The organism is Streptomyces sp. NPDC000229 (assembly GCF_040300825.1).
Taxonomy (GTDB): Bacteria; Actinomycetota; Actinomycetes; order Streptomycetales; family Streptomycetaceae; genus Streptomyces.
Genome location: NZ_JBEPEL010000010.1, coordinates 1 through 26,673, shown reverse-complemented (window position 1 = coordinate 26,673; position 26,673 = coordinate 1). Strand labels below are relative to the sequence as shown.

31 protein-coding genes and 1 pseudogene are annotated in these 26,673 nt (G+C 73.3%); 14 read left to right on the top strand and 18 right to left on the bottom strand.

Annotation, left to right across the window (positions count from 1 at the left end):
• Positions 1-16 precede the first annotated feature (16 nt).
• On the bottom strand, positions 17-421 hold the full coding sequence (locus ABT360_RS08320; protein ID WP_351812628.1) for a hypothetical protein: 405 nt from the start codon (positions 419-421) through the stop codon (positions 17-19).
• Between the two features lie 96 nt (positions 422-517).
• Here ABT360_RS08320 and ABT360_RS08315 point away from each other — a divergent pair, with 96 nt between their 5' ends.
• Positions 518-1,300, top strand: coding sequence for an MBL fold metallo-hydrolase (locus ABT360_RS08315; RefSeq protein ID WP_351812625.1), 783 nt, complete (start codon positions 518-520; stop codon positions 1,298-1,300).
• A gap of 8 nt (positions 1,301-1,308) precedes the next feature.
• A complete protein-coding gene (locus tag ABT360_RS08310) occupies positions 1,309-1,905 on the top strand; it encodes a DedA family protein (RefSeq protein ID WP_351812623.1) in 597 nt (198 codons plus the stop codon).
• Between the two features lie 49 nt (positions 1,906-1,954).
• Here ABT360_RS08310 and ABT360_RS08305 read toward each other — a convergent pair whose 3' ends face one another.
• From ABT360_RS08305 to ABT360_RS08295, 3 genes are all read right to left on the bottom strand, one after another.
• A complete protein-coding gene (locus ABT360_RS08305) occupies positions 1,955-3,052 on the bottom strand; it encodes an MBL fold metallo-hydrolase (protein ID WP_351812620.1) in 1,098 nt (365 codons plus the stop codon).
• Between the two features lie 13 nt (positions 3,053-3,065).
• Positions 3,066-4,346 (bottom strand): aminotransferase class I/II-fold pyridoxal phosphate-dependent enzyme, encoded by a 1,281-nt coding sequence (locus tag ABT360_RS08300; RefSeq protein ID WP_351812617.1) that lies wholly within the window; start codon positions 4,344-4,346, stop codon positions 3,066-3,068.
• 119 nt (positions 4,347-4,465) lie between these two features.
• Positions 4,466-5,188, bottom strand: a complete 723-nt coding sequence (locus ABT360_RS08295) for an ANTAR domain-containing response regulator (RefSeq protein WP_351812614.1) — start codon at positions 5,186-5,188, stop codon at positions 4,466-4,468.
• 92 nt (positions 5,189-5,280) lie between these two features.
• Here ABT360_RS08295 and ABT360_RS08290 point away from each other — a divergent pair, with 92 nt between their 5' ends.
• Complete coding sequence (locus tag ABT360_RS08290; RefSeq protein WP_351812611.1) at positions 5,281-6,426, top strand: PAS domain-containing protein; 1,146 nt, start codon at positions 5,281-5,283, stop codon at positions 6,424-6,426.
• On the opposite strand, the gene ABT360_RS08285 is transcribed toward ABT360_RS08290, so the two are convergent.
• Positions 6,404-7,198 (bottom strand): RNA polymerase sigma factor SigF, encoded by a 795-nt coding sequence (locus tag ABT360_RS08285; RefSeq protein WP_351812607.1) that lies wholly within the window; start codon positions 7,196-7,198, stop codon positions 6,404-6,406. The two genes, ABT360_RS08290 and ABT360_RS08285, sit on opposite strands and share 23 nt — an antisense overlap.
• Before the next feature lie 293 nt (positions 7,199-7,491).
• Between ABT360_RS08285 and ABT360_RS08280 the strand changes: the two genes are divergently transcribed.
• From ABT360_RS08280 to ABT360_RS08265, 4 genes are all read left to right on the top strand, one after another.
• Entirely contained in the window at positions 7,492-9,282 is a 1,791-nt protein-coding gene (locus ABT360_RS08280; protein WP_351812604.1) for a thiamine pyrophosphate-requiring protein, read from the top strand.
• A 413-nt stretch (positions 9,283-9,695) separates the two neighbouring features.
• Positions 9,696-10,070 carry a DUF2795 domain-containing protein gene (locus ABT360_RS08275; RefSeq protein ID WP_351812601.1) on the top strand — a complete coding sequence of 125 codons (375 nt, stop codon included), beginning with the start codon at positions 9,696-9,698 and terminating at the stop codon, positions 10,068-10,070.
• An 89-nt stretch (positions 10,071-10,159) separates the two neighbouring features.
• Entirely contained in the window at positions 10,160-10,594 is a 435-nt protein-coding gene (locus ABT360_RS08270) for a CBS domain-containing protein (protein ID WP_351812598.1), read from the top strand.
• Positions 10,595-10,613: 19 nt separating this feature from the next.
• Complete coding sequence (locus tag ABT360_RS08265) at positions 10,614-11,156, top strand: type 1 glutamine amidotransferase domain-containing protein (RefSeq protein WP_351812595.1); 543 nt, start codon at positions 10,614-10,616, stop codon at positions 11,154-11,156.
• Between the two features lie 121 nt (positions 11,157-11,277).
• On the opposite strand, the gene ABT360_RS08260 is transcribed toward ABT360_RS08265, so the two are convergent.
• Positions 11,278-11,865 (bottom strand): TIGR03086 family metal-binding protein, encoded by a 588-nt coding sequence (locus ABT360_RS08260; RefSeq protein WP_351812592.1) that lies wholly within the window; start codon positions 11,863-11,865, stop codon positions 11,278-11,280.
• Between the two features lie 144 nt (positions 11,866-12,009).
• Between ABT360_RS08260 and ABT360_RS08255 the strand changes: the two genes are divergently transcribed.
• Positions 12,010-13,170, top strand: a complete 1,161-nt coding sequence (locus ABT360_RS08255; RefSeq protein ID WP_351812589.1) for a baeRF2 domain-containing protein — start codon at positions 12,010-12,012, stop codon at positions 13,168-13,170.
• A 144-nt stretch (positions 13,171-13,314) separates the two neighbouring features.
• Positions 13,315-14,823 (top strand): bifunctional phosphatase PAP2/diacylglycerol kinase family protein, encoded by a 1,509-nt coding sequence (locus ABT360_RS08250; RefSeq protein ID WP_351812586.1) that lies wholly within the window; start codon positions 13,315-13,317, stop codon positions 14,821-14,823.
• Between the two features lie 10 nt (positions 14,824-14,833).
• Here ABT360_RS08250 and ABT360_RS08245 read toward each other — a convergent pair whose 3' ends face one another.
• The 10 genes from ABT360_RS08245 to ligD form a co-directional block, all read right to left on the bottom strand.
• Positions 14,834-15,592, bottom strand: coding sequence for a hypothetical protein (locus tag ABT360_RS08245; protein WP_351812583.1), 759 nt, complete (start codon positions 15,590-15,592; stop codon positions 14,834-14,836).
• 143 nt (positions 15,593-15,735) lie between these two features.
• On the bottom strand, positions 15,736-16,011 hold the full coding sequence (locus ABT360_RS08240) for a gas vesicle protein K (RefSeq protein ID WP_344365240.1): 276 nt from the start codon (positions 16,009-16,011) through the stop codon (positions 15,736-15,738).
• Entirely contained in the window at positions 16,008-16,235 is a 228-nt protein-coding gene (locus ABT360_RS08235) for a gas vesicle protein (RefSeq protein WP_351812580.1), read from the bottom strand. The genes ABT360_RS08240 and ABT360_RS08235 overlap by 4 nt, the downstream gene beginning before the upstream one ends.
• Complete coding sequence (locus ABT360_RS08230; protein ID WP_351812577.1) at positions 16,232-17,029, bottom strand: GvpL/GvpF family gas vesicle protein; 798 nt, start codon at positions 17,027-17,029, stop codon at positions 16,232-16,234. Before ABT360_RS08230 ends, ABT360_RS08235 begins: the two co-directional genes overlap by 4 nt.
• Complete coding sequence (locus ABT360_RS08225; protein WP_344365233.1) at positions 17,026-17,346, bottom strand: gas vesicle protein; 321 nt, start codon at positions 17,344-17,346, stop codon at positions 17,026-17,028. The genes ABT360_RS08230 and ABT360_RS08225 overlap by 4 nt, the downstream gene beginning before the upstream one ends.
• A complete protein-coding gene (locus ABT360_RS08220) occupies positions 17,343-17,579 on the bottom strand; it encodes a gas vesicle protein GvpG (protein ID WP_344365230.1) in 237 nt (78 codons plus the stop codon). Before ABT360_RS08220 ends, ABT360_RS08225 begins: the two co-directional genes overlap by 4 nt.
• Before the next feature lie 16 nt (positions 17,580-17,595).
• The gene (locus ABT360_RS08215; protein ID WP_351812574.1) at positions 17,596-18,312 is read right to left on the bottom strand and encodes a GvpL/GvpF family gas vesicle protein; all 717 of its coding nucleotides are present in this window, start codon (positions 18,310-18,312) and stop codon (positions 17,596-17,598) included.
• Positions 18,309-18,725 carry a gas vesicle structural protein GvpA gene (locus ABT360_RS08210; protein WP_351812571.1) on the bottom strand — a complete coding sequence of 139 codons (417 nt, stop codon included), beginning with the start codon at positions 18,723-18,725 and terminating at the stop codon, positions 18,309-18,311. The genes ABT360_RS08215 and ABT360_RS08210 overlap by 4 nt, the downstream gene beginning before the upstream one ends.
• An 18-nt stretch (positions 18,726-18,743) precedes the next feature.
• Positions 18,744-19,085: a gas vesicle protein GvpO gene (locus ABT360_RS08205; protein WP_351812568.1), complete on the bottom strand. Its 342-nt coding sequence runs from the start codon at positions 19,083-19,085 to the stop codon at positions 18,744-18,746.
• A 67-nt stretch (positions 19,086-19,152) separates the two neighbouring features.
• Entirely contained in the window at positions 19,153-20,064 is a 912-nt protein-coding gene (gene ligD / locus ABT360_RS08200; protein ID WP_351812566.1) for a non-homologous end-joining DNA ligase, read from the bottom strand.
• 86 nt (positions 20,065-20,150) lie between these two features.
• Between ligD and ABT360_RS08195 the strand changes: the two genes are divergently transcribed.
• Both ABT360_RS08195 and ABT360_RS35355 read left to right on the top strand, forming a co-directional pair.
• Entirely contained in the window at positions 20,151-20,702 is a 552-nt protein-coding gene (locus ABT360_RS08195; protein WP_351812563.1) for a GNAT family N-acetyltransferase, read from the top strand.
• An 81-nt stretch (positions 20,703-20,783) separates the two neighbouring features.
• A pseudogene (locus ABT360_RS35355) lies at positions 20,784-20,933 on the top strand (ATP-binding protein); the annotation flags it as partial.
• Positions 20,934-21,184: 251 nt separating this feature from the next.
• Here ABT360_RS35355 and ABT360_RS08185 read toward each other — a convergent pair.
• Positions 21,185-23,062, bottom strand: a complete 1,878-nt coding sequence (locus tag ABT360_RS08185; protein ID WP_351812557.1) for a transketolase — start codon at positions 23,060-23,062, stop codon at positions 21,185-21,187.
• A 1-nt stretch (position 23,063) separates the two neighbouring features.
• Positions 23,064-24,386 carry an NAD(P)/FAD-dependent oxidoreductase gene (locus ABT360_RS08180; protein WP_351812850.1) on the bottom strand — a complete coding sequence of 441 codons (1,323 nt, stop codon included), beginning with the start codon at positions 24,384-24,386 and terminating at the stop codon, positions 23,064-23,066.
• A gap of 348 nt (positions 24,387-24,734) precedes the next feature.
• On the opposite strand from ABT360_RS08180, the gene ABT360_RS08175 reads away from it, so the two are divergent.
• The 3 genes from ABT360_RS08175 to ABT360_RS08165 all read left to right on the top strand — a co-directional run bounded on the left by ABT360_RS08175 (position 24,735) and on the right by ABT360_RS08165 (position 26,569).
• A complete protein-coding gene (locus ABT360_RS08175) occupies positions 24,735-25,541 on the top strand; it encodes a methyltransferase domain-containing protein (protein ID WP_351812554.1) in 807 nt (268 codons plus the stop codon).
• A 100-nt stretch (positions 25,542-25,641) separates the two neighbouring features.
• Entirely contained in the window at positions 25,642-25,989 is a 348-nt protein-coding gene (locus ABT360_RS08170; protein ID WP_351812551.1) for a VOC family protein, read from the top strand.
• A gap of 406 nt (positions 25,990-26,395) precedes the next feature.
• Positions 26,396-26,569, top strand: coding sequence for a CsbD family protein (locus tag ABT360_RS08165; RefSeq protein ID WP_351812548.1), 174 nt, complete (start codon positions 26,396-26,398; stop codon positions 26,567-26,569).
• Positions 26,570-26,673 lie beyond the last annotated feature (104 nt).

Sequence of the window (26,673 nt, the reverse complement as noted above, 5' to 3'; positions counted from 1 at the left end):
CTCGCTCCCGCCCGGCTCAGCAGCCGTCGTAGCCCGCTGTCGGCATGGAGAGCCGGCGGTGCACATGGGCCTTCATCTCCGCGTCGTAGGCGGGTTCGTCGAGGCCTGCCGTCTCCAGTCGTACGCCGCGGCGCTCGCACTCGGCGGTGAAGTCCCGCGCGGACGTCAGCGCCCGGTCCAGGACCCGTTCGTTGGGCGCGACGAACAGGTCGACCGCCCCCGCCTCGACGTCGGCCCACAGCATCCGGTGGTCGGGCCGCATCCCGTAGAACAGCAGTTGCCGGCTGACGACATAGCCCTTGTCGGCCGCCCACTGCTCGCACATGGCGTGCTGGCTGCGGGTGTCGACCAGGAAGGGGTCGCTGTCGAGCTCCTCGAGCGGCGTCAGGCTGGCGATCGCCGCCACGCGTACGTCGTCCATACCGCCGACCCTACTCCGATCCCCTCCGGCCGAGGAGGCGCGCATTTACGCTCGTAAGAGCTCGGACGGGCACTTCGGGAGCGAGGAGGGCGGGCGGTGCCGGTGGAGGTCACGTGGTGGGGTCATGCCACTTGTACGGTCCAGGACTCGGGGGTGCGGGTGCTGACCGATCCGCTGTTCGTGCGCCGTCTCGCGCATCTGCGGCGGCGGCGCGGTGCGCTGCCGCCGGCGGCCGCCGCGCGGGCGGAGGTGGCGCTGATCTCGCACCTGCACTCCGACCATCTGCACCTGCCGTCGCTGGCCCGGCTCGCTCCCGGGACGCGGCTGATCGTGCCGCGCGGTGCGCCCCGCGCGGTGCCCGGGCTGCGGAGGCTGGGCGCGGCGTGCGGGCTGCGGATCACCGAGGTGGCCGCCGGGGACGAGGTGAAGGTGGAGGAGCTGGTCGTCCGGGCGGTGCCCGCGCGCCACGACGGGCGGCGGCTGCCGCTGGGGCCGCACCTCTCCCCCGCGCTCGGGTATGTGATCTGCGGTACGGCGCGTACGTACTTCGCCGGGGACACCGGGCTGTTCGACGGGATGGCGGCGGCCGTGGGCGAGGTGGACGTGGCACTGCTGCCGGTCGGCGGGTGGGGGCCGTTCCTGGGGCACGGGCACCTGGACGCGGCCCGGGCGGCCCGGGCGCTGGCCGCGCTGGCGCCGCGCGCGGCCGTGCCGGTGCACTACGGCACGTACTGGCCGATCGGGATGGACGGGGTGCGCCCGCACGAGTTCCACGCGCCGGGCGACGAGTTCGTGCGGCACGCGGCGCGGCTGGCGCCCGGCGTGGCCGTGTACCGGCTGGGGCACGGCGAGAGCGTGCGGCCGGAGGTGTCGGGGTGATCGGGGCGGTGGCTCAGTTGCCGCCCGAGTCCACCCAGCAGGCGGTCGGCTACCCGGCGCTGTTCCTCCTGGTGGCGCTGGGGGCGCTGGTGCCGGTGGTCCCGACGGGGGCGATCGTCAGCTCGGCCGCGGTGGTGGCGTTCCATCAGACGTCGCCGGTCGCGCTGCTGGTGGTGTTCCTGCTGGCGGCGGGGGCGGCGTTCGCGGGTGATGTGGCGCTGTACTGGCTGGGGCGGCGCGGGGTGCACTCGAAGAACGGTTCCCGCTGGCTGGAGACGCTGCGGGGGCGGGCGGCGCCGGACCGGCTGGAGCAGGCGCAGGAGAAGCTGGCCGAGCACCGGGTGTCGGTGCTGGTGCTGTCGCGGCTCGTTCCGGCGGGGCGGATCCCGGTGATGCTGGCGTGCCTGCTGGCCGGGATGCCGCTGCGCCGTTTCGTGCGCGGCAACCTCCCGGCGTGCCTGGCGTGGGCGGTGACGTACCAGCTGATCGGCATCCTGGGCGGCTCGCTGTTCGCCCGTCCCTGGCAGGGCGTGCTGGCGGCGGTCGCCCTGACGCTGCTGGTCGGCGCGGTGCCGTCGGCGTGGCGGTGGGTGCGGCGGGCCTAGGCCGTGTCTTTCGGATCTTGCTGGGCCGGGCTGATCCAAAAGACCCGCCCTAGAGGACCCGTGAGGCGCCGACCGGGAGGTCCCAGAGGTGTTCGCGGGGCAGGCCGGCCTTTTCCCAGGCGGCGCGGACGCGGGTGAGGGGCTCCATGACCGGTTCGGAGGAGAGGACGAACGTGGCCCAGTGCATGGGGGCCATGATCCGGGCGCCGAGGTCCTGGAAGGCCTGGACGGCCTCCTCCGGGTCGGTGTGGACGTCGCGCAGCCACCAGCGGGGGGCGTAGGCCCCGATGGGCAGGAGGGCGATGTCGATGCCGGGATGGCGGCGGCCGATCTCCTTGAACCAGTGTCCGTACCCGGTGTCGCCGGCGAAGTACACGCGGTGCCCGTGGGGGTCGCCGATCACCCAGCCTCCCCACAGGGAGCGGCACGTGTCGGTGAGAGTGCGCTTGGACCAGTGGTGGGAGGGGACGAAGTCGAAGCGGACGCCCGCCCGTCGCCCGCCACCACCCCCGGCCGAGGCGCCTTCGGCGCCGCCCCGTGGATGCAGTTCGGCGCTCTCCCACCAGTCGAGTTCGGTGACGCGCGTGAAGCGGCGCCGACGGAACCAGCGGCCGAGGCCGGCGGGGACGAAGACGGGGGTGTCGCGGGGCAGCCTTCTGATGGTGGGGGCGTCGAGGTGGTCGTAGTGGTTGTGGCTGATGACGACGGCGTCGACGGGCGGCAGGTCGTGCCAGGGGACGCCGACGGGGGTGATGCGGGCGGGCGTGCCGAGGATGCGGCGGGACCAGACGGGGTCGGTGAGGACGGTGAGCCCGCCGACGCGGACGATCCAACTGGCGTGGCCGGCCCAGGTGACGGCGACGGTGCCCGGCTCGACGGCGGGCATCGGCTCGGGTTCGAACGGCAGGTGAGGGATGTCCCGGAGCCCTTCGGCGGTGGGCCGTACCGCTCCCTCGCGCGCGAGCCTGGCCATGGCGCGTACGCCGGGGAGCGGGGCGGTCAGCCGGTCGGCGAAGGATCTCGGCCAGGTGCGGATCTGGCCGAGGGGACGTGGGCCGCCGGTCGGGGTGTGCTCGGGGTGCTCGGCGCGGCCGGCCGGGCCCCGGTCCACGGGGGGCTGCTCGGTGGGTGCCGTCTGTTCCGTCATCTGCCAGCTCCGTTCACCGTGGTTCGTGCTGTTCGTGCAGGTCGTTCAGTTCGTGCGGGTTCTGCCGGTCCTGCTGGTCGCGCAGTTCGTGAAAGGCGGAACCGAACCTCTCCAACGCTTGTGCCACGTGCGGCGATTCCAGCGGCCGTGCCGTCGTGAGGGACTCCGCGCGCTCCTCGGGGGTTGCTCCCAGCAGGGGCCAGGTCTCCAGGCGCACCCGCAGCGCGCCGAGCTCGTCGCCGAACCGGTGGCCTCCGGGGACGAGCACGCCCAGGCGGTCCGTCAGGTACTCCTCCAGTTCCATGGAGTCGGTCACGCCGCGCTCGGCGAGCCGGCCGCGCAACGGGCCGAGGTCGGCGTACAGGTGCCGCCCCGCCTGTGGCGGGAGGGCGAGCGCTCCGGCGGTCAGCAGGGCGTGGTGCGCTGCGGCGGCCACGCGCGCGTGCAGGGCGGCGGCGGCCGCCGCGCGGGTGGTGACCGGTTCGGGCTCGCCGAGCGCGTGGGCGGCGGCCGCGGCGACGGGGGCGGCGACGTGGGCGCCGAGCGCGGTGAGCCGGTCCAGGGTGCGGGCGCGGCGCTCGGGGCCGGGCCCGGTGTGCGGGAAGCGGGCGATGGCGGCGGGCCAGGCGGCGGGGGTGAGGGAGCCGGCGAGGTCGCACAGGACGGTGACGTCGTCGGGGCACATCTCGGCGGGGCTGACGAGCACGGTGTCGTGCGGGTCGTGCAGGGTGTCGCGCCAGGTCTCGTCGCTGATGATGTGCAGGCCCTCGGCGACGGCCGCCTCGCACGCCTCGCGCACCACCTCGGGCGGGGCGACGGTGGCGGTGGGGTCGTCGGCCACGGAGAGCAGCAGCACGGCCGGGTGGCCGCCTTCGGCGCGGACGCGCCGTACGGTCTCCAGGAGCGCGAACGGGTCGGGTACGCCGCCGCACTCGGCGGGGGTGGGCACGTGGTAGGCGGGCCGCCCCAGGAGCCTGGCCTGGGGGGTCCACCAGGCGGGGCAGGGCCGGGGCATCAGGACGTCGCCGCCGTGGGCTGCCATGAGGGCGGACAGCAGCGGCTGGGCGCCGGGGGCGGCGGCGAGGTCCTCGGGGTGGCAGCGCAGTCCGCGCCGCCAGAAGTAGCCGCAGGCCGCGTCGCGCAGCACGGCGCCGCCGCCGGGCGGTTCGGGTTCCGTGCGGTCGGCGGCGGCCGCGAGGATGGCGGCCAGCTCGGGCAGCACGGGCAGGCCGGGTGCCGGCGCGGGCGGCCCGTAGCGGACGGGGCCGCGCCCTCGCGTGTCCGGCTGCCGCATGCCCTCACCTCCGCCGCTGGAGCTCCGCCGCTGGTGGTCCGGGGACATGTGCCCAGCCCTACAGCCCTTTATACGGAGGTTCCTCGCACATCGCCGCTCAGGGATGCCCCGCTGCGGAATCACCCGTTCCGGACGCCCGGTGCCAGGCGGGCCAGCTCCTTCTCCAGGCCGCGCCCGCGGGTGCGGACGATGCCCGCCGCGACGTCCGCGAGTTTGCGGTTGGTGAGCTGCGAGAAGCGCCGCAGCACGCCGTACGCCTCGTCGGCGTCACAGCCCAGGACGTACATGACGATCCCGCCCGCCTGGTCGATCACGGGCCGTGAGCGCAGTGCCGTGGCGAGCTGGCCGACCTCCGTGAGGGCGGCGCGGTACCGCCGGTCGCGGGCCAGGCCCGCCGTGATCTCCTCGCCGAGGACGGCGACGCAACCGTGAGCGGCGTGCCCCAGGGAGCCCGGCCGGAAGCCGTACAGGTTGAGGGTGATGTCCATACCGGCCCGGTGGAACGGGAGCGTGACGCTGGCCCGTACGCCGGAGCCGAGCGCCACCGCCCGGTAGTCGGGCCAGCGTTCCTCGGTCAGCAGGTCCGCCGCGTCGACCGGTTCGCCGCTGTCGAGGGCGGTGCGGATGGGGCCGTCGCCGGAGTCGAGCTGAACCGCCACGAGGGCAGTGAGGTCGGGGTGGGTGGCGCTGGTGCGGCGTTCGGCCCCGCCGTCGCCGTCGCTGAGCGTCGCGACCGCTCCGCAGCAGGCGGGTACGGAGCGCACGCACTGTTCGGCCAGTTGCTGGAGTCTGCGTACGGTGGATGCCGGTTCCGGGCCTTCGTACTCCGCTTCGGGAAACATGGCGCGCTCTCCTCTCTCGCTGCGGCTGCCCCGCGCCGGGGGCGGGAAACGGCCCGTACCCGTCGGCTCCACGGTCCGGTTACGGTGCTTCCATGACGCAGACGGACGAGTTCGGCGAGGATCTCGGGGATTTCGTACGGCGGGTCGCCGAACTGCGGTCCGCCCGCGCTCTTCCGCCGGGCGAGCAGCAGGGCGTGCTGGACGCGGCGCTCTTCGAACTCCAGCATGCGGCAGAGTCGCTCTGGCCGCGCTACGAGCGGCTCGCGGCCCGCGCCCCGGACGGCACGTCGGCCGACCGGCAGGAGCGGCAGTTGCTGAGGACGCTGTTCCAGCGGCTGCCGCTGCCGGTCGCGCTGGTCGACCGCGACACGGTGGTGCGCCGGATGAACTTCGCCGCGACGGGCCTGACCGGTGTGCGGGCCGGTTACGCGACGGGCCGCCCGCTGGCCGGGCTGCTGGCCCCGGGCGACCGGGGGCCGCTGCGGACGCAGGCGGCGGCCACGGCACGCGGCGAGGGCGCCCGCAGCCTGACCGTACGGCTCCAGCAGCGGCCGCACGAGCCGGTGCGGGCCTCGCTGGTGGCCCTGCCGCTGCCGGGCGAGCCGCAGCCCACCGTGCTCGTGGTGCTTCAGCCGGGCGTGTCGGGTACGGCGGTGGCCGCCGCCGGGGCGGATGGGCGCCGGCTGCTGCCGCCGGACCTGGCGGAGGCCACGCAGCGCGCCGGGACGATGGATCTGGTGGACGCGATGGCGTGCGCGTTGCTGACGTGCCCGCCGGGGGCCCCGGACGCGGTGCTCCGGGCGGCCGCGGACGTCCTGCACGGCCGGTTCGCGGACTGGGTGGTGGCCGACATGGCCGGGGCACGGCCGCCGCGCCGGGCGGTGGTGCTGGGGCCTGTCGGCGAGGCGTACGCGCCGCTGGTGAAGGCGGTGGCGGAGCAGGACCCGGAGGCCTGCCCGCTGGTGGTGGAGGTCGCCCGGGGCGGGTCGGCCTCCTTGCAGGCGCGGCCCGAGGACGGCCTCGCGCTCGGCGAGGACGCCTCGGGCGCGTCGATCCTGGTGCGGGCCGGGGCCAGCTCGCTGCTCTGCGTGCCGCTGGTCCGGGAGGACGGTGGCGTGCTCGGCGTGCTGACGCTGCTGCGGACGGGCGCGAGGCGGGCGTTCTCGATGGCGGAGGGGCAGGCCGCCGATGTGATGTCCCGCCACATCGCGCTCGCTATGCGGCGACGTCCCGCATGATGTCCTCCCGCATCTGGCTGCAGCAGCGGCTGATCAGCCGGGACACGTGCATCTGGGAGATGCCGAGGTCCTCGGCGATCCGGCTCTGGGTCATGTCGCGGAAGAACCGCATGTAGAGGATCTTCTGTTCGCGTTCGGGCAGGTTGCGCAGCCGCGGCTTGACCGATTCGCGGTCGATGACCACGTCGAGGGCCGGGTCGGGGCCGCCGAGCGCGTCGACGAGCGTGTACCCGTCCTCGGTGCCGGGCAGCTCCGCGTCCAGGGAGAGGGCGGTGAAGCTGTCCAGGGCCTCCAGCCCGGCCATCGCCTCCTCCTCGGTCATGCCGGCCTTCTTGGCGATCTCGGACACGGTGGGAGCGCGGCCTCCGACCGTGTGCGAGAGCTCCTGGTAGGCGGCGCGGACGCGGCCTCGCAGGTCCTGGACGCGGCGCGGGACGTGGAGCGTCCACATGTGATCGCGGAAGTGGCGCTTGATCTCGCCGGTGATGGTGGGGACGGCGAAACTCTCGAAGGCCGCGCCGCGTTCGGGGTCGTACCGGTCCACGGCTTTGACCAGGCCGAGCGCGGCGACCTGCTTGAGGTCCTCCAGGGACTCGCCACGGTTCCTGAACCGGCCGGCGAGCCGGTCCGCCATAGGGAGCCAGGCACGGACGATGTCCTGCCGGACGGCTTCCCGCTCCTCGCCGTCGGGCAGGGAGGCCAGGCGCTGGAACGCCTCGGCGGTGTCGGGGGCGTCGTCGTGCGGGTGCTTGGTGTGAGCGAGGGTACGCATTGCTTTTCAGCTCCCTGAACGGTGCTGACGGTTGGCTGTGCTGTCACCCCGAGGAGAGCTCCTTTCTCCGGGCAGGGGACACGCCCGGAACGGATCGCCGCTCCAACGGACGTGCCTCCGGTCCGAAGCACGAGATGCGCATGCCCGGGGCCGACCCCGGCAAACTCCTCATTCCATGCTGGCCGCCTTCCGGCGTTTTCGCCTTTCGGGGGCGCGGTACCCGGGCCTCTGCTGCCGGAACGCAGCAGAGCTACCGATGGGTAAGAACCGGTGCGAAGCCAGGAGGACAGCAGATGAGCAAGGATGTGGCCGACCAGATTCTCGCGCGGCTGCGCGAGTGGGACGTCGAGTGCGTGTTCGGCTATCCGGGTGACGGGATCAACGGACTGATCGCCGCCTGGGGCCGTGCCGAGAACCAGCCCCGCTTCATCCAGGCCCGGCACGAGGAGATGGCCGCGTTCCAGGCGGTCGGGTACGCCAAGTTCGGGCACCGGCTCGGGGTGTGCGTGGCGACCTCGGGGCCGGGCGCGATCCATCTGCTGAACGGCCTGTACGACGCGAAGCTCGACCACGTGCCGGTGGTGGCGATCGTGGGCCAGACCGCCCGAAGCGCCATGGGCGGCTCGTACCAGCAGGAGGTCGACCTCCACTCACTGTTCAAGGACGTCGCCTCCGACTTCATCGCCACGGTGAACGTCCCCGAGCAGCTGCCGAACGTCCTGGACCGGGCGATCCGCACGGCGTACGCGCGCCGCTGCCCCACCGTGGTGATCGTGCCGGGCGATGTGCAGGAGCTCGAATACAGCCCACCCACCCATGAGTTCAAGATGGTGCCCTCCAGCCTGGACCGCAGCGCCTGGACGGCCGTGCCCGCCGACGACGCCCTGGAGCGGGCCGCCGAGGTGCTGAACTCCGGGGAGAAGCCCGCCGTCCTGATCGGCCAGGGTGCGTCGGCGGCACGCGCGGAGGTCCAGGAGATCGCCGAGCTGCTGGGCGCGGGTGTCGCCAAGGCGCTGCTCGGCAAGGACGCCCTGTCCGACGAACTGCCCTACGTCACCGGGTCGATCGGACTGCTGGGCACCCGGCCCTCCTGGGAACTGATGCAGGGCTGCGACACACTGCTGACGATCGGCTCCAGCTTCCCCTACAGCCAGTTCCTGCCGGAGTACGGGCAGGCGCGGGCGGTCCAGATCGACCTCGACCCCCACATGGCCGGGATGCGCTACCCGTACGAGGTGAACCTCATCGGCGACGCACGCGCCACCCTGCGCCGCCTGATCCCTCTCCTGCGGCCGAACAGGAAGCGCGGCTGGCGGGAGAAGATCGAGAAGTCGGTGCGCCGCTGGGAGGAGGTCATGGACCGGCGGGCGGCGGTGAGCACCGATCGTGTGAACCCCGAGCACGTGGCACGGGCGCTGTCACCGCTGCTGCCGGAGCGGACGCTGGTGACGTGCGACTCCGGGTCGGTCGCGAACTGGTACGCGCGGCACATCACGATGCGCGGCGACATGCGCGGCTCCCTGTCCGGCACGCTGGCCACGATGGGGTCCGCGGTGCCCTACGCGATCGGCGCGAAGTTCGCGCACCCGGACCGGCCGGTGGTGGCGCTGGTGGGGGACGGGGCGATGCAGATGAACGGGCTGGCCGAGCTGATCACCGCCGCCAAGTACCGGCACCAGTGGGACGATCCGCGGCTGGTGATCGGTGTGTGGAACAACCGGGACCTCAACCAGGTGACCTGGGAGCTGCGCGCCATGGGCAACGCCCCGTCGTTCCTGCCGTCCCAGGAGCTGCCGGACGTTCCGTACGCGCTGTTCGCCGAATCGATCGGGCTGACCGGTCTGCGGGTGGAGAAGCCGGACGAGGTGGAGAGCGCCTGGCGGATGGCGCTGGCGGCGGACGGCCCGGCGGTCGTCGAGTTCGTCACCGACCCGTCCGTACCGCCGATCCCGCCGCATGCGACCTGGCAGCAGCTCGAGTCGACCGTCGCGGCGCTCGTGAAGGGCGACGCCGAGCGTGGCGCGGTCGTGAAGCAGGGGCTGAAGGCGAAGATGCAGGAATTCCTGCCGGGCGGGAAGTCGTGACGGTGCCGGCCTCCTCCCTCGGGACCTCGGGCCCGGGCTCCGGCCCCGGCAGCATGAGTTCCTCGTAACGCCCCATCGCCACGAGGACGCCCAGCATCGCGGGCGGCAGCAGCAGGGGAACCAGTACGGATAGCAGTCCCATCGACCCGGTCCTTCCGTCAGGGGCCGGGTCTCCCCCGTGACGGAAGACAAACCCACGGTCATGGAACGGCCGGCCCGGGGCGATCAGGCGTTCACGGAAAAGCCTTCGGGCGCGGACCGCCGTCCGCGCCCGAGACCTCTTCTTCCCTGTCACCATTGGCCGCTCAGCCGCAGCGGCGAGTCCCCCCGCTCCCCCGCCCCAAACCCGGGTTTGCCTCGGCCCCGCCGGGTACCCGCCCGGCGACCGCACACGGAAGATCGTGGAGGGCGCCATGCAGCGAGGCAGCGACCGGCTCAGCCGCCGCCAGGACGATGAGATGAAGCACCAGCTCAAGGGGCTGCTCAGGTCCGGGCACCCGACGAGGACCGAGGAGTGGCACGACCCGGAGCCGGTTGCCGAGGACGACCCGGAACTGGCACCGCCCCGGGTCCACACCGACCCGTTCGAGGCTCTGCGCCTGGAACTGGGCCGGCATCTGGCCCGTACGCCGTTCCCGGCGCACCGCGGGGACCTGCTGCGGATCCTGCGGGAGCGGCACGCGCCCGATCCGCTCATGGAGAGGGTGGCGGAGCTGCCCGGTGACCGCACCTACCGCAGCGTGCAGGACGTGGCCGTGGCACTCGTACGGCCACCACACCCCGCGTAACCGGGCATGAGGGGCCCGGTTACGGGTACCCCGGGCGGCGTCCTACGAAGGCGTCGCCGGAAGGGAAGAGGCAGGAAAGGCGGCCGGTCATGGCACAGCTCGTGAGGGACGTCATGACGCCCGGCGTGGTGGCGGTTAGCCCCGACGCGTCACTCGTCGAGGCGGCGCAGCTGATGCGCGCCCAGGACGTCGGAGGCCTCGTGGTGGCCGACGGCGACCGGCTCGTGGGCGTGGTCACCGACCGCGACATCGCGCTCCGCGCGGTCGCCGACGGCGCCGACCCCCTCACCGTGGACGCCGCGGCGGTGTGCACGCCGGACCCGGTGTGCGTCGCCCCCGACGACGAGGTCACCGCCGCCGTCGACCTCATGCGGCGCCACGCCGTCCGCCGTCTGCCCGTCGTGGAGGACGGCCGCCCGCTCGGCATGGTCGGCATCGGGGACCTGACCGTGTCGCGGGACCCGCGCTCCGGGCTCGCCGACATCGGCCGGGCCGAGCCGCACACCGGCACCCGGCCCGGATGAGAGCAAGGAAGGAAGCACTGTGCAGATCGCGTTTCTCGTGGCGCCCGAGGGCGTCGAACAGGTAGAGCTCACCGACCCCTGGCAGGCGGTGAAGGACGCCGGTGACACGCCTGTGCTCGTCTCCACCGAGCCGGGCGAGATCCAGGCGTTCAACCACCTCGACAAGGCGGACACGTTCCCCGTCGACCGGGCCGTCGCCGACACCTCGGTGGAGGACTACGGCGGTCTGGTGCTGCCCGGTGGTGTGGCCAATCCGGACTTCCTCCGGATGGACGAGAAGGCCGTGTCGTTCGTCCGGGGCTTCTTCGAGGCGGGCAAGCCGGTCGCGGCGATCTGTCACGGGCCGTGGACGCTGGTGGAGGCGGATGCGGTGCGCGGGCGTACGCTCACGTCCTGGCCGAGCCTCCGGACCGACATCCGCAACGCCGGAGGCGAGTGGGTGGACGAGCAGGTGAAGGTGTGCACGGCGCGGCCGAGCACCCTGATCACCAGCCGCAAGCCGGACGACCTGAAGGCGTTCTGCGAGGCGTTCACGGCGGAGTTCGCCAAGACCTCGGGCTGAGTCGCACGCCTGGACCGGCTCCTCGTCCCGCGCGGCGGACGAGGAGCCTCGTCGTGTTCCGGTCCGTCGCGTCCCGGGTCATGACCCGCCCCGGGCCGCGCCCCGCGTCAGGCCCCGCTCGTCACGCCTCGCGTCCGACCATCGCCAGCAGCTTCGTCTGCTCGTCGGCGTCCGGCGGCGGCCTCAGCCGTGGGGCGAACAGGCCGCTCCCGGCGAGGCTGTCCGCGTACGGGGACACCTCCTGTGCGGCGAAGTCGACCAGGTCCCTCGGCAGGCGCTCGTCCGCGCCGATCGCCCGCGACAGGTCCCAGGCGTGGATCACCAGGTCCGCGACCATCTGCGAGCAGTACGCGGTGGCCGGCGTCGGCCCGTACGAGAGGCGGACCGTACGGTCGAGCGCGCCCTTCTCCAGGAACGCCTCGCGGGATTCGGCCGCCGCCCGGTCCCAGACGGCGACCGGGTCGTCCCCCAGGACGTCGCCGTCGAAGGCGTCACCGATCTGCTCGACGGTCCGCCGCTCCCGTACCAGCGGCGCCACCCACAGCTGCTCGGCGGTGAGGTGGTTGACCAGGTCGCGCACCGACCAGTCGGTGCAGGGCGTCGGGGCGTCCCACTGGTCGGGGCGGACGGCGTGCACCCGCTCGCCGAACAGGTCGAGCGCCTCGCCGTGCCGGGCGAGGAGCGTGCTGGGCACGTGGGGGTTGGGCACCGGGGGTCACCTCCGTGGATCCGCTGCTGTCACCGGGCCCACTCTTCCCGGCTACGGCGGCGGGCGCCACGTGAGTGACCTGTGTGGCCGATGGTCCGCCGGGTACTCGGCGGGGACGCACATTCCGGCCACCGGGAGGGAGCTATGCAACTCGCCTTTCTGACCAGTCTCTTCGACCGCCCCGGGCCGTGGGCCAGCGTCTATCTGGATACGTCCCGGATCGACGAGTCCACCCGTGAGCGACGGGAACTGCAGGCCAGGGACGCCTGCCGTTCGCTGGTCGCCCAGGGCTGTGACCCGGCCACCGAGCGGGCCGTGTACGAGGCGCTGACCGACTGGCCGCGGCCGGCCGGTGAGGCCGGGCGCGCGGTGTTCGCGACGCACGGCGAGGTCGTGCTCGACCCTCCGCTGACGCGCCGCCCCCCGGCGCCCGCCGACGTGACGTGGGCCGCGCTGCCCCGGCTGTCCCCGCTGCTGGACCTGGCGGCCCAGGAGCCGGTCTGCCTGGTCGCCTACATCGACCGCACCGGCGCCGACCTGGAGCTGCGCAGCCCCCTGGGCGGCAGTCCGGCCGGGCATGTCGAGGGGCGTGACTGGCCCGTGCACCGCACGGGTTCGGCCGACTGGTCCGAGCGTCATTTCCAGCTGAGCGTGGAGAACACCTGGGACGAGAACGCGGAACGGATCGCCGAGGCCCTCGCCGAGTGCGAGGAGGAGACCGGCGCGGATCTGATCGTGCTCGCCGGTGACGTCCGCGAGCGGCACTCCGTGCACGAGCGGCTGCCCGCCGAGGTCCGCCCGCTGGCCGTGGAGAGTGAACACGGCGGCCGCGCCCCGGGCTCGGGCGTGAAGCTGCTCGACGAGGACGTCGAAGCGGCCCGGCAGGAGCACCTGCGGCGGCTGGCCGAGCAGGAACTGGACCGGTTCCGGGCCGCCCGCTCCACCGGCGGGGGCGCGCCGTCCGCCGCCGAGGGTGTGCCCGCGCTGGTCGAGGCGGCCCGGGAGCACCGCATCGCCGAGCTGCTCATCCGGCCGGAGGGGCCCGACGCGCACCGCGAGGTGTGGGTGGGCGCCGACCCCGACCAGATCGCGCTGCGCCGCAGCGACACCCACTACCTGGGCGAACGGGAGCCCCTGCCCGCCCGCGCCGACGACGCACTGCTCCGTTCGGCGATCATGACGGGTGCCGAGGTGGTGCGCGTGCGCCCCGAGACCGAGGACGACGTCCCGGTCGGCGGCCTCGGCGCCCTGCTGCGCTGGCCGTACGCGGAGAAGGAACGCGAGAGGGAGGCGGCGCCCGCCTGAGCCACCCGCACGACGCGACACGCCCCGAGCGACACGCCGCCCCCACCCGCGTGGCACGACCCCCGCGCCGGGCGACCCGTCGACGCGTGCGGGCCGCCCGGTCGGGGACGCGTGGGGCGAGGGCTGAGGGGGTACGTGCGGGGCATGTCCGATTCTTACGGCATGCAGCCGGCCGATACCGTCCGTGACCGGGTGAGCGCCCGGTTGAGCGCCTGGGACCGGGAGGTCTTCCATCGGGTCGCCACCCGGCACTGGCCGGGGGGCGACCAGGTGCTTCCCCGGCTGAGCCATGCCGCCAACCACGGCGTGCTGTGGTTCGGCGCGGCGGCCGGGATGGCCGTCCTCGGGCGCGGCGCCCGGTCGCGGCGAGCCGCCGTGCGCGGCGTGGCGTCCCTGGCGCTGGCCTCCGCGGCCATCAACACGATCGGCAAGCGGTCCGTGCGCCGCGCCCGGCCGGTGCGGGACGCCGTACCGATGGTGCGGCAGCTGAAGAGGCAGCCGTTCACCACGTCGTTCCCCTCCGGCCACTCCGCCTCCGCCGCGGCCTTCGCGACGGGGGTCCTGCTGGAGTCCAGGGGCTGGGGCGCGGCCGTGGTGCCGGCCGCCGCCGCCGTGGCGCTGTCCCGCGTCTACACGGGCGTGCACTACCCGAGCGACGTGCTCGTCGGCGCGGCGCTCGGGGTGGGCGCGGCCTTCGCGCTGCGGGGGGTCGTGCCGACCCGGTCGCAGTTGCCCGCCCCGGGCCGCCCGCACGCCGACGCACCCGCCCTGCCCGGCGGCGAGGACCTGGTGGTCGTCGCCAACCGGGGCTCCGGCTCCGGTGACATGACCGCCCTCGTACGGGACGCGCTGCCGCGCGCCGAGGTGCTGGAGTGCGAACCGGACGAGATACCGCACGTGCTGGAGAAGGCCGCGGCGTCCGCGCGGTGCCGCGCGCTGGGCGTCCTGGGCGGCGACGGCACCGTCAACGGGGCGGCGGCGGTGGCCGCGCGGCACCGTCTGCCCCTCGCGGTCTTCCCGGGCGGCACCCTCAATCACTTCGCGTACGACCTCGGCATCGAGTCGGTGCACGACACATGCCGCGCGCTGGCCTCGGGCGACGCCGTCCGCGTCGACCTGGGGCGGTTCGCCCCGGGCCCGGACGGCGCGCCGTACGGCTACTTCCTCAACACCTTCAGCCTGGGCGTGTACCCCGAGCTGGTACGGCTCCGGGAGCGCTGGTCGCCCCGGATCGGCGGCTGGCCCGCCGGCGTCCTGGCGGCGGTGAGGGTGCTGCGCGGCGAGCATCCGCTGGAGGCGGAGGTGGACGGCCGGCGGCGCCCCCTGTGGCTGCTGTTCGCCGGGAACTGCGTCTACCGGCGCATGGGGCCCACGCCGGGCCGCCGCTACGACCTCGCGGACGGCCTGCTGGACGTCCGGGTGGTGCACGCCGGCCGGCTGCCGGGCCTGCGGCTGCTGGCGGCCGCGCTCGCGGGACCGCTCAGCCGGTCGCCGGTGCACGCGGCCGAGCAGCTGCGGCGGATCCGGGTCTCGGACCTGGCGCCGGGGACGCCGCTGGCGTACGACGGTGAAGTGACCGAGGCTCCGCGGGAGTTGTTCGTGGACAAGGACGACGAGGCGCTGACGGTCTACCGCCCCACGCCCGCTCCCTGACCCGGCCGGGTCACCGGCCGAGCGTTCCCGCGTCCCCCATCACGATCACCGGGTTCTTCGCCGGGTCCAGGGCGAGGAGCAGCTGCCGCATGTCGTCCCGCTGGAGGGAGATGCAGGCGCGGGTGGGCCCGCCGTGGTCGACGTGGATCCATACGCCCCCGCCCTTGGCGAGCCCCAGCGGGCGGACCTTGTTCAGGGGCGACGTGCCGGGGACGCGGTTGTAGTCGATGGCCACGACGTGGTCGAAGGAGCCCTCCAGCGGTTCACCCAGGAAGCCCGTGCCGGACAGGTTGAACTCCACGCTCTGGTCGTAGGGCAGCCGGGTGCCCGGGTCGGGCAGGGCTCCTCCGGCGTCCCCCAGGGCGAACACCCCGATGGGCGAACGGAGGTCTCCGGCGCGGTGGTGGGCCGTCCAGCCGCGCAGCGCGTTGTGCGCGGGCCACGGCTGGCTGACCGCCTTCCACCCGGTCGTCCGGTCGCGCTCGTACAGGACGGCGGTCGACTGGTGGGAGTGCGGTCCGTCGCCCTTGACGACGAGCGCCTGGCTGCTGGTGGCGGGGATGTGCGAACGGGTGGCGGGCCCGAGGCCGGGGATCTCGGCGGGTGGGGCCGGCGCGGGCGCCCCGGGCGCCGGGGACGCGGTCGCCGCCGTCTTCTTCGCCTCGCCTGCCGGCTGGGCCGCCCGGGGTCCGGCGCACCCCGCGAGGAGGAGTCCGGCGCACACCGCGCCGGTGAGCAGGCGGCGTCCTGCGGTGTTGACGACGGGCATGTCGGAGCCTTTCCCTTCATCGCCGGCGGCCGGGCGGCGTGGACTTCGACCACATGGCCGATGATCTGCTGATCCGGCCGCCCTGGCGCGGCGGTGAAGGGCGACGCGCGCGAAGTTCCCCCGGTCCACCTAGCGGCGGCGGGTCACAGCAGGGGCCCCAGCGGCCCGAGGTCCAGGTTCAGGTCCTCCGGTTCGAGTCCGAACCGCGTCCGCAGGAGTTCCATACGGTCCTCCAGCAGCATCAGCGTGAGCCCGATCCGCTCCTCCTGCTCTTCGGTGAGGTCGCCGCCCTCCACCCGCCGGAGCGCCTGACGCTCCATGAGCTGCCGCAGCAGCTCCACGACCGTGAGGACGAGCCGGGCCAGGTCGCGTTCCACGGTGTCGGGGTCGAGTTCCACCTTGCGGCGCGACGCGGTCACGGGCGCACCTCGCGGATCGGTTCCCAGGGCGAGGGGACGTCCTCGCTCACCGAGCTGATGAGGGCCTTGAGGTCGACGCGTACGAGGTCGACGTCGGCGATGCTGAGGGTGAGGTCGCCGGAGAGCACCACGCCGCCGGCCAGGAGCCGGTCCAGCAGGTCGACGAGCGCGATGCGGCGCTCGGCGAGGGGCTCCGGAGCCGCACGTGCCACGGGGGCGGTCATCGGCCCGCCTCCTGTGGTGCGGGGACCTCGTCCTCCGCGATACCGGCGAAGGAGTACGGGGCCCACGGCCCGGTGAGCTCGACGCGTACGCCGGGCTCGGACGCGGCGTCGACCAGCTCGACGAACTCCTCACTGCGGGCGCGGTCCACCAGGTAGGCGGCGTTGAGGACGTTGACTCCCGCGGCGCCGGAGAGCCTGGCGTCCTGGGGGCGGTGGACGGTGGCGGCCTCCGCGTACCGGGACAGTTCGCCGTGCAGCCGGCGGCACGCGGCGTCGGCGCGCTGCCAGTCGCCCTCGCGGCTGCGGCGGGCGTTCAGCCGGCGGCGCAGGTAGTCCCTGCCGCTGGCCCCGGCCGCGGGTGTCGCCGGTTCCGGCTCCTCGGCCGTCTGGGGCTCCGCGTACACCTTGACGCCCCACTCGACCCGGCCGTCCAGCCGCTGAAGGGCCCGTACGAAGCGGTCGTGGCCGTCCTCCAGGAGGCGCCGTACGCCGCTGTCGTCCCGGCAGACGGTCGCGAGCCTCAGCGGGATCGGGCAGGTCACGGTGGACAGGGCGGCGACGACGGCGTCGTGGGCGCGCGCGGTGTCGGCCAGCCAGTCGAGGTCCTCCAGCCGGGCGCGCAGCGGCGCCTCGTCGAATTCCTCGGTCGGGACGGCACCGGTGACGGCGACCAGGTCGCCGTGGCGCAGCAGCCGGGGCGGTTCGCCGCCGATGCCGTGGGCTCCTTCGGGCAGGACGCCGTCGAACGGTCGCGTGACGGCGTACACGTAACGCAGCCGGTCGGTGGTGCTCATGCGGTGCGTCCCTCCAGTTCGGCGATGCGGCGCTGCAGGTCGGCGTTCTCGCGGGCGAGTTCACTGCCACGGGCGCGGGAGGAGAGCGCCGGGTCGCTCTCCCACCAGTCGATCCCCATCTCCTTGGCGCGGTCGACGGACGCGACGACGAGCCGCAGCTTGATGGTCAGCAGCTCGATGTCCAGCAGGTTGATCTTGATGTCGCCGGCGATGACGACACCCTTGTCGAGGACGCGTTCCAGGATGTCGGCGAGGTTCGCGCTGCTGCCTTCGGAGGCGTACGGGCTGGGCAGGCCGCTGGGGCGTGGGGTGCTCATGTCTGTCTCGGGCCCTTCTCCAGGCGGTCGAGGAGCTCGTCCTCCCGGCGGTCGAATTCCTCTTCGTCGATCTCTCCCGCCTCGAGCAGCTGGTTGAGGCGGGAGAGTTCGCGTTGTACGGCGGCGGGGTCGTAGTACTGCCGCTCGGCCTCCGCCACCACCTGGCGCAGCACCCAGGCGGTGCCGCGCAGGGGCGCCGCCGGCAGGAGCAGCAGTTCTCCCAGCAGGCCCATGCTCGGTCCCTTCCTCTCACTCCACGAAGCTGTAGGGCGGCAACGGGCCGTTGACCTGCAGCACGAGGTGGTGGTGCGTCTGCTGGAACTTGTCGATCGCGGCGACGAAGCCGTCGGCGCGGTCCCGCTCCACCAGGAACGAGATGTTCGCCAGCCAGCCGCCGCTCTCCGGGCCGGGGCGGATGTCTGCGGCCTCGGTCTCCAGCGCCTGCTGGATGAGTACCGCGTCGCTCGCCTCGCGCTGCTGGACGGCGGCGGCGACGCGTTCGCCGAGGGCCAGCTTCTGTTCGTAGGTGCCGCCGCCCGACGCGCGGTTGGCCTCGCTGAGCTTGCGCAGCTCGGGGTTGTCGGCGAGCACCCGGTGCAGGACGGCTTCCTCGTCGTGGCTGGCCTTCACGTTGTACTCGACCTTGTCGTCGAGGGCCCGCAGCCGCTCCAGGTAGTGCTCCTCGCGCTCGCCGAGGACGGCGACGACCGCGTCGTCGTCGGGCGAGACGCCGCCGAACCGCATGGGCAGGACCGCGCCGGCAGCCCCTGCCTCGGCGAGCACGTTCTGGTGTGCCATGAGGTCGCGCCGCTTGGGCCTGAGGTCCTCGGGCGCGTCGCTGACGAGCGCGGCGAGCGCGCCGTGCTTGAGCACCCGGACGGGCTGCGGCGGGTCGCCGATGCCGCCCATCTTCTCGGGGAGTCCGGGATGTGAGCTCCGCGCGATTCCGTAGACGTACGTGCTCACTCCTGCTCCTCCTTCTTACGGGACGACGAGCGGCTGGACGAACCGCCGGACGACCCACTGGACGTGCCCTTCAGGGCGTCGGAAATGGTTTCGGCCGCGCCGGAGAGTGCTCCCCTGGACTTGCCGCGGGCGCCGGACTCGGTCATCTCACCGACCAGGTCGGGCAGTCCGGGGTCCTTGCGGGGACCCGCCTCCAGGTCGAGGCGGTTGCAGGCCTCGGCGAAGCGGAGATAGGTGTCGACGCTGGCGACGACGACCCGGACGTCTATCTTCAGGATCTCGATGCCGACCAGGGACACGCGGACGAACGCGTCGATGACGAGTCCGCGGTCCAGGACGAGTTCGAGGACGTCGTACAGGCCGCTGGTACCGCCGGCGCCGCCTCCGCCTTGCTGTGCCGGAACAACGGTCATGGTGGTGTGCCTCCCTCCCTAGGAACGGTCCGACCGGCCGCGCTCATAGCGTCGGACGCGCCGGTAGCCGCTGAGTTCGCCGTTCGCGTCGAGTTCCACCTCGTACGAGGCGAGCAGGCTCATCGTGTCGGGGACACGGGCCAGTTCGAGCACTTCGACGTTCAGACTCCAGCCGTCCTCGGTGCGTTCGAACGACGACACCGACTCGGTTTCCATGCCGGTGAGTTCGGCGAGCTGGGCGCATGCGCCGCGCAACACCTGCATGGGGCTCGGCGACTGTTCCTGGGGCTGTTGTTGTGCCCGGGCGCTTGTCGCCCGGGCGTCGCTGTCGTTCTGGGTGTTCTCGGATGTGTTCGCCATGAATGCCTCGCTCTTCGGGTTGCCGTGACGTGGATCCGCAAACCCTTGGCCTGGGCTCGGTGCGGGTTCAGCGCAGTGCGTCGAGGCGCCGACGGGCCGGCCCGAGGGCGCGGGGGCGGGCCGCGGAGCCGTCCCAGGGCGCGCTTTGGGCCTGTTGGAGTACGGTGGCGACGGTCCAGCGGCGGGCGTGCGTGGCCGGGTCGTCGAGCTGGTCCCACCGCAGGGGGGTGGCGACGGGGGCGCCCGGCCTGGCGCGTACGGAGTACGGCGCGACGGCGGTCTGGGCGTAGCCGTTGCGCTGGACGTCCAGGTAGAGGCGGTCGCCGCGGGCCTGTTTGCGCGGGGCGGTGGTGAGTTCCTCCGGGTGGGCGGCGGCGAGGGTCTCGGCGACGTCGTGCGCGAAGGCGCGTACGTCGTCGAACTCGCTGTGCCCGTCGAGCGGGACGATGACGTGGAGGCCTTTGGAGCCGGTCGTCATGAGGGTGGAGGGCAGCTGGAGCGCGTCGAGGAGTTCACCGAGGAGGTGGGCGGCGCGGCGTACGGCGCCGAAGTCGTCCTCGGGAGGGTCGAGGTCGAACACCATGCGGTCGGGTTTTTCCAGGCGGCCGGTCCTCGACTGCCAGCGGTGCAGCGTGACGCATGCCTGGTCGGCGAGGTGGACGAGCGTGGCGGTGTCGTCGCACACGGTGTGGGCGACGGTGCCGCCCTCCTTGTCGACCTCGACGCGGCGGACCCAGTCGGGGTAGCCGGCGGGCGTGTCCTTCTGCATGAAGCGGGGGCCGTCGATGCCGTCGGGCAGACGTTCGAGCATCAGGGGCCTGCCGCGCAGGTGCGGCAGCATGAAGGGCGCGACGGAGCGGTAGTAGTCGGCGAGGTCGGCCTTCGTGATCCCGTCGTCGGGGAACAGGACCTTGTCGGGGCGGTGGATGTCGACGGTCCGGCGGCCGGCTCGTACGGCCCGGGTGCTGCTCGTACTCATCGTGTGCGCGTACCCGGGCGGCCTCCGGCCACACCCCCGGAAATCCCGTTGCGGGGCGGCTGTGGGCGCGCACAGGATCCGGTGCCATGAGTGTCTTCCTGGAAACGCCCCGGCTGGTGCTGCGTGCGGTCACGGAGCACGACCTCGACGAGGTGGTGGCGCTGGACAACGACCCCGAGGTGATGCGGTACATCAACGGCGGCCGGCCCGTGTCGCGCGACGAGGTGCGGGAAGGGGCGCTGCGGCGGCTGATGGGGCCGGGTTTCCTGGCCGCCGAGGCGCGCGGCACGGGTGAGTGGCTGGGCTGGTTCTGCCTGGAGCCGCTGGAAGGGGAGGGTGTGGTGGAGCTGGGTTACCGGCTGCGCCGGTCGGCGTGGGGCCGGGGATACGCGACCGAGGGCTCCCGGGCGCTGATCGGCAAGGGGTTCCGGGAGTTGGGCGTGCGGCGGGTGACGGCGCGGACGATGACGGTCAACACGGGGTCGCGGCGGGTGATGGAGAAGTGTGGGCTTCGTTACGTCCGGACGTTCTTCGAGGAGTGGCCGGACGTGATCGACGGGTCCGAGCAGGGGGATGTGGAGTACGCCCTGACCCGGGACGCGTGGCTGAGGGGACGTGCCGTGCACTCGGGTGAGTGACTTCGGTGCCATCGCCGCGTGTCGTGCCCGGCCCGGGGTCATCACAGCGGTGTCGGGCGGGTCTGCCGGGAGGGATGCGTCATCGAACCTGCGCTCATCGGACGGGACACGTGCCTCGGTGTGCTGCGGGCCGGACTGCGAAGAGCGCACGCGAGTCACGGCGGTCTGGTCCTGGTCACCGGCGAGGCGGGCATCGGCAAGACGTCACTGGTGCGCCACGCGGCGCAGGAGGACGCGGCGTGGCGCCTGTGACCGAGTGGCCTGTGAGTCCCGGGTCCCGGACGCACAGGCCCCTCGGTCAGTCGGCCCCCCGAGTCGGTCAGTCGGTCAGTCGGTCAGTGCCGATCGTGCCGGGCCACCCCAGGCGTTCCGGGGCAGCGAGCAGCCGCGCAGCCGGTCCAGCTCCTGCGTCGGCCGGCGCGCCGGCGGCAAACGCCGCTCGAACCGGTTCCGCTTCCGCCGACTGCCGTCCTTGCCGTTGTTCACGGTGCCACGACCCGCTCCACCAGCAGTTGCACGGCCGCCACGATCGCCTCGGCGTCGATGCCCGCCTTGTGCAGCTGTTCCTCGGGGGCCGCCGACGCAGGCATGTCCCGTACCGCGAGGCGTGCCATGCGTGGCGCGGGCCGGCCGTCGGAGAAGGCCTCCGCGACCGCGTCACCCAGGCCGCCCTCCGGGTGGTGGTCCTCCACGGTGAGGAGGCAACCGGTGGCGCCGGCCGCTTCATCGAGCGTGTCGGTGTCCACCGGCTTGATCGAGTACAGGTCGATCACCCGTACCGGGATGCCGTAGTCGTCCAGCAGGTCGGCGGCCTTCAGCGCCTCGTGGACCGTGACCCCGGCGGCGACGATCGTGGCCTTGTCGTCGTCGCCGTGGCTGCGCAGCACCTTGCTGCCGCCCACCGGGAACGTCTCCTCCGGCCCGTACAGGACGGGCATGTCGCCGCGCGAGGTGCGCAGGTAGCGCACGCCCCTGAGGTCGGCCATGGTCGCCACCAGCTTGGCGGTCTGGTTGGCGTCGCAGGGGTACAGCACGGTGCTGCCCTGCACCGCGCGGAACATCGCCAGGTCCTCCAGGCCCATCTGTGAGGGCCCGTCCTGGCCGATGGCGACACCCGCGTGGGAGCCGATGAGGTTGATCCCGGCGCGGCTGACGGCCGCCATGCGGACGAAGTCGTACGCCCGTGTGAGGAAGGCCGCGAAGGTCGACGCGTAGGGGACGTAACCGCGGGTCTGGAGGCCGACGGCGGCGGCGACGAGCTGCTGTTCGGCGATGTAGCACTCGAAGTACCGGTCGGGGTGGGCCTTGGCGAAGAATTCGGTACGGGTGGAGTCGCTGACCTCCGCGTCCAGCGCGACGACGTCGGCGCGTGCCGAGCCGAGCGCCTCCAGGGCGTGCCCGTAGGCGGTGCGGGTGGCGACGGTGTCGCCGATGTCGAAGCGCGGCAGCTCGGGCTCGGGCGGCTCGCCGTCGCCGTCGCCGTCCACACCGTTCACGACGGTCTTGCGCCCACTCGCCTCCGGCGGCTTCTGGACGTCCACGTGGAGGGAGCGCGGGCCGCCCAGCTCCGCGACGGCGGACTCGGCGTCCTTGATGGGCTTGCCGTGGAAGCCCTCCAGGTCCTCGACGGCGGTGACGCCCCGCCCCTTGCGGGTGGCGGCGAGAATCGCGGTCGGCTGCCGGATGGTGGAGCGGGCCTCTGCGAACGCACGGTCGACGGCCTCCACGTCGTGGCCGTCGACCTCGATGGTGTGCCAGCCGAAGGCGTGCAGCCGCCGCTCGTACGCGGCCAGGTTGTGCGCGTGCCGGGTCGGGCCGCGCTGCCCGAGCCGGTTGACGTCGACGATGAGGGTGAGGTTGTCGAGGTGGTTGTACGCGGCGTGCTCGACGGCCTCCCAGACCGAGCCCTCCGCCATCTCGCTGTCGCCGGACAGGACGTACACGCGGTACGGGGCCTCGTCGAGGCGCTTGCCGGCCAGCGCGACTCCGACGCCGACGGGCAGGCCCTGGCCGAGGGACCCGGTGGCGACGTCCACCCACGGCAGCCGGGGCGTGGGGTGCCCTTCGAGGCGGCTGCCCAGCTTGCGGAAGGTCAGCAGTTCGTCGTCGTCGATCGCCCCGGCTGCCTTGTACATGGCGTACAGCAGCGGGGACGCGTGCCCCTTGGAGAGCACGAACCGGTCGTTGCCCGGGTGTTCGGGGTGGTCGAAGTCGAACCTCAGGTGGTGGGCGAGGAGAACGGCCGCGATGTCGGCCGCCGACATGGACGAGGTGGGGTGCCCGGAGCCGGCGGCGTCGGCGGCGCGTACCGCGTCGACGCGCAACTGCTGCCCGAGCGCTGCCAGTTGTTCGTGGTGCATGTCACTCCTTGCCGTTTGCTTCTCCGCGTGCGGGTCCGGCCGGGATGCGGGCCAGTTCGGGCGAAGCGGTGTCGAGGGGCACCTGCCAGGAGCGGAGCAGGCCGAGCTGGACGGCCTGTCGGGGCAGGGCTGCGTCCAGCAGCCAGTCGGCGGCGACCCGTACCCGGTTCCCGGGCATCGCGGCCAGGTGGTAGCCGCGGGTGACGGCACCGGCGACCGGGCCGGACAGCTTCACGCCCATCGGGTTGGCGGCCGCCTTGACCCCGCCGAGGTCCACGGCGAAGCCCAGGTCGTTGTGCTTGTACGGGACGGCCTCGCCGTACCCGAGGGAGGCGGCGACGTTGCGGGCGGCGACCTTGCCCTGCCGGGACGCGTGCTGCGCCGTCATGGGCGTGAACTCGCCGGGCCGGGTCAGGTCGGGTACAGCGGCGGCGTCGCCGCACGCGAAGACGTCGGGGCGGCCGGGGACGCCGAGCTGCGGGGTCACGACGAGACGGCCGCGCTCGACGGGCAGGCCGAGTTCGGAGACGAGCGGGTCGGGGCGTACGCCGACGCACCAGATCAGCGACCGGGTCTCCACGAACTCGCCGTCGTCCAGCAGCACTCCGTCGGGCTTCGACTCCTTGACCGACGTCTTGGTGCGCACGTCGACGCCCCGGCTGCGGAGCACTTCGTCCGCGGTGCGGGAGAGCGACTCGTCGAGGCCGGGCAGGACGCGGTCGGCGACGTCGAGGAGCATCCAGCGGGGCTTCACCCCGGAGGGCCAGGCGGGCTGCTTGCGGACGAGCGCGTCGGTGAACATCTTGCCGTGCGCGGCCAGTTCCGTACCGGTGTAGCCCGCGCCGACGACCACGAAGGTGCAGCGGGAGGTGCATTCGGCGGGGTTCCCGGCGGCCGAGGCGAGCTCGATCTGGCGGGTGATGTGGTCGCGCAGGTAGAGCGCCTCGGGCAGGCCGCGGAAGCCGGTGGCGTTCTCGGCGACACCCGGGATGGGCAGCAGCTTGCTGACGCTGCCGACGGCGAGGACGAGCCGGTCGTAGGTGAGGGTGCCCTCGGTGCCTTCCGGGTCGGTGTAGTGGACCGCGCGCCCGTCGAGGTCCACGTGGTCGGCCTGGCCGAGTACCAGCCGTACGTGGCGCAGGGTGCCGGGCAGGGACACGGTGATCCGGCGTGGTTCCAGGACACCGGCGGTGACCTGGGGCAGCAGCGGGAGGTAGAGGAAGTAGTCGGTCGGGTTCAGCAGCACGATCTCGGCGCGCCCGCGCAGGCTGCGGGAGAGGTTGCGGGCGGTCTGGTATCCGGCGAAGCCGGCTCCGACGATCACGACGCGCGGCAGGGCGCGGGAGCCGTCGGGGCGGCCGGAGCGGCCGGAGGGGCCGGGGAACGGGCCGGACGGGCCGGACGGGCTGACGGACGGGGTCACAGGGCCTCCAGCGTCATGTCTGCGTGCACAGCCGCATGAAGCGGACGGACCTTCCCGGTGCCCCGGAGCCTGCCCCCCAAACGCGGCATTGCGGTCATGCGGGGGTGCCACCCCGCCGCCCTGCCCGCCGGGGCGGCGGGGCCGTGCCAGTCCGCACGTGTATCACTATGCGAGAACGCCGTATCAGAATGCGACACAGTGGCCTACGGTGTCCCCACCAACCACCCGGCAGGCAAAGGGAGTACGGCGATGGCCGACGCTGTCTACACACATGGGCACCACGAGTCGGTGCTGCGCTCGCACCGCTGGCGGACGGCCGCCAACTCCGCGGCGTACCTGATCGGCGAGTTGCGGCCGGGACTGGACGTACTGGACGTGGGCTGCGGCCCCGGCACCATCACGGCGGACCTGGCCGCGCTCGTCACCCCGGGCGGTCGCGTGACGGCGGTCGACGCGGCCGGTGACGTGCTGGAGCAGGCCCGTGCCACGGCCCGCGACCGAGGCCTGGACAACGTCCACTTCTCGGTCGCCGACGTCCACGCCCTGGACTTCCCGGACGACTCCTTCGACGTCGTCCACGCCCACCAGCTCCTCCAGCACGTGGGCGACCCGGTGCGGGCACTGCGCGAGATGCGGCGGGTGTGCCGTACCGGTGGCGTGGTGGCCGCACGCGACAGCGACTACGCGGCGTTCACCTGGTTCCCGGAGGTTCCGGCGCTGGACGAGTGGCAGGCGCTGTACCAGCGGGTGGCACGCGCCAACGGCGGCGAACCGAACGCGGGCCGCCGGCTGCTGTCCTGGGCCAGGCAGGCCGGATTCACCGACATCACCGCCACCGCCGGCACCTGGTGCTTCGCCATCCCCGAGGAGCGGGACTGGTGGAGTGGGCTGTGGGCGGACCGTACGACCGCCTCGACGTACGCGAGGCGCGCGGTCGACGGCGGTCACGCGACCGAGCCGCAGCTGGCGGCGATCGCCGAGGGCTGGCGGGAGTGGGGACGGCAGGACGACGGCTGGTTCCTGGTGCCGCACGGCGAGGTGTTGTGCCGGGTGTGACACCCGGACCGACCGGCTGTCGGATCGGGCCGTCGCCCCCGTGCGGCCACTGCGGCCGAATGGATCTCGATCCCCCGCACCGTCAACTACCCTCGCCGGTATGGAGATCCTCGGCACCACGCTGCGCGTCTGCGTCGACGACCTGGAGACCTCGGTGGTCTTCTACGAACGGCTCACCGGCAGCCGCGCGCTCCGCTTCGAGCGCGGCGGCGTGTCGGTGGCGGCCATCGGCTGCTTCCTGCTGATGAGCGGCCCCGAGTCCGAGCTGGAGATCCTGCGCAAGGTGGCGGCGACGATCGCGGTCGAGGACGTGGACGCCGCCCACACGACCCTCACCGAGGCGGGCGCGAAGGTGCTGGCGGGCCCCGTCCCGACACCCGCGGGCCGCAATCTGATCGCGGTCCACCCCGACGGGTCGGTCTTCGAGTACGTCGACCAGCGCCGCTGACCCCGCGGCCAGGGGACGACCGGACGCCACAGGGCGACAGGACTCCGCGGGGTCGCCGACGCGGCCGCCCGGGTGAGCCGCCTCGCTCCGGCCGCGCCCGGCCGGAGCACCCGGCACGGTGGATCGGCGCCGGCCCCGGCGCGCGAGCGGGACGCAAGGGAGCTGGAGCCGACCCTCGTCGACCTCCTCCGTCGGCTCATGGAGCGGCACCCCCCGCACCTCGGCCCGCCGGGACCGCTCCCCCCGCCCACCCAGCCCCCTTAGTCGTACACACCTCGTCGTACATACCTCCAAGATGGGCTTTATGTCCGCTTGGCCTGTTGCTCCCGGGGTAGAGGGCCGTCATGGGGCGTGTCCCACAGCGGCGCCCCGGCCGTTGTGGGCGACCGCCCGGGAGGTGACGCACATGGCCACGGGCAAGAAGGCCAAGAACGTGGCACGGTCCGCCAAGGGCAAGGCCAAGGAGGCCACCGGAAGGGCGGTCGGCAACGAGAGCCTCGAAGCGAAGGGGCGTACCGAACAGGTCAAGAGCGACGCCAAGCAGACGGTGGAGAAGGCCAAGGACACGTTCAAGCACTGACCACCGGTTCGGCTATCCCCGCAACGACATCCACTACCGCGCCACCGCCGCCGACGTCCGCACCGCCCGCGCCTAGCTCGGCATCGAACCCGGCCGCCGCGCCC